The 1,477-nt window shown below is 59.4% G+C and carries 3 protein-coding genes; 1 reads left to right on the top strand and 2 read right to left on the bottom strand.

What is annotated here, in order from left to right:
* The coding region (locus AB4043_RS25285; protein ID WP_442308499.1) for an Obg family GTPase at positions 1-651 on the top strand (651 nt) is incomplete at its 5' end.
* A gap of 88 nt (positions 652-739) precedes the next feature.
* On the opposite strand, the gene AB4043_RS25290 is transcribed toward AB4043_RS25285, so the two are convergent.
* Positions 740-1,195, bottom strand: coding sequence for a hypothetical protein (locus tag AB4043_RS25290; protein WP_442303152.1), 456 nt, complete (start codon positions 1,193-1,195; stop codon positions 740-742).
* A partial coding sequence (locus AB4043_RS25295) for a cytochrome P460 family protein (protein WP_442308500.1) occupies positions 1,192-1,477 on the bottom strand: 286 nt, incomplete at its 5' end. The genes AB4043_RS25295 and AB4043_RS25290, both read right to left, overlap by 4 nt.

The following is a 1,477-nucleotide window of genomic DNA, read 5'->3' on the forward strand; positions in this document are numbered from 1 at the left end:
CGCCATTACCGTCTGGAGCTGAAGCTGCTCGCGGATGCCGGCCTTGTCGGTTATCCCAATGTTGGTAAATCCACGCTGATCTCACGTCTCAGCGCCGCCAGGCCGAAGATCGCGAACTACCCCTTCACAACGCTCGAGCCCAACCTGGGTGTGGTGAAGATCGGCGAGTATCCGCACACCTCGTCATTCACGATTGCGGATGTCCCTGGGCTGATCGAAGGCGCATCGCAGGGTGCAGGGCTCGGTATCCAGTTCCTGCGCCACATCGAGCGCACCTCAGTATTGGTGCACCTGGTCGATGTCTCTGACGGCAGCGGTCGCGAGAATCCGGTCGAAGACTTCAAGACCATCACCAAAGAGTTGGCGGAGTTTGGCCACGGCCTTGATTCCAAGCCGACCATCATCGTCGCTACCAAGATGGACGCCGCCAATCCGGAGAAGCTCAAGAAGCTGCAGGCCTACGCCAAGCGCCGCAAGCTTCCCTTCTATTCCATCTCGGCAGTCACCGGAGAAGGTCTGGATCCGCTGAAGTACGCCATCGCCAAGCTGGTGGAAGAGCACCGTCCTGACCCAGCCAGCGAAGCAGACTACGTCGCGCCGACACTGCCAAAGCCCTTCCCGCCACCACCGCCCAGCGCCCGGAGCCGCTAGGTAATGGAATGATTGAAGAATTGAATGATTGAATAAAGGCCCGATCCAGCAAACAGGCCCTCATTCAATCATTCCGTTATTCCATTTCCTATGGCATCACTGCCGCTCGCTGCTGCAGCAGATACTGCGCCCGCTGTTCATCGTTTCCGGGCACTGCCGCCAGCGGTGAGCCTTCATACCTCTCGTACCGTCCACCTGCTATGACAATCTCGACACTTGCCACTTGAGCAGGAATTCTCCCGCCGAACCAGCGCGCGTCCTCCTGTTGTTTCCAGGTCACAGCGCCCAGTTTCGCTCCTGTGGGATAGGCGCCATCCGCATGGGAACGTGCATAGTTGACGGCCGTGTCGTCGCCATAGAGCGTGGTCATGGTTCCTCCGGGATTGATCCAGGAGGTAATCACACGCCCCGATCTCGGGTTCCACGGCAGCCCGCCATGGACTTCCGCCTCGCGGTTCAGCTGCGGGAACACCGTCTTGGGCGGATTCGGCGAGCAGCCGGAGAGAAGCAAAACAACCGACATTGCTGCGAGTAGTTGTTTCATTGCGCACCTCCAATCGGCATCGTGTAGACATGGTCGCTATGGGCCACCGGCTCATGGCAGCTGATGCATTCGTTCTGAAGCGTCGCGTCTTTCCCGTATGGCTTCAGATCATCGCCGCGCCACCGGCCCCAACCCCAGCCTTCAGTCGACGCATACGTCTTGCTGTCCTTGATCATCAGCTCTACCTGCTGAAAGGCTCCGGTAGTGATGCCGCCTTTACCGTCCGGCTGCTGCAGCCAAGCCACCTGGGCGAAGACCGTCCCATCGGGCCAGTTGTCGATC

The sequence above is a fragment of the Terriglobus sp. YAF25 genome (assembly GCF_052113305.1).
Taxonomy (GTDB): Bacteria; Acidobacteriota; Terriglobia; order Terriglobales; family Acidobacteriaceae; genus Terriglobus.

Excerpts from the sequence above, each read along its gene's own strand:
- AB4043_RS25290 (WP_442303152.1), bottom strand. The coding sequence starts at position 1,195 with ATGAAACAACTACTCGCAGCAATGTCGGTTGTTTTGCTTCTCTCCGGC.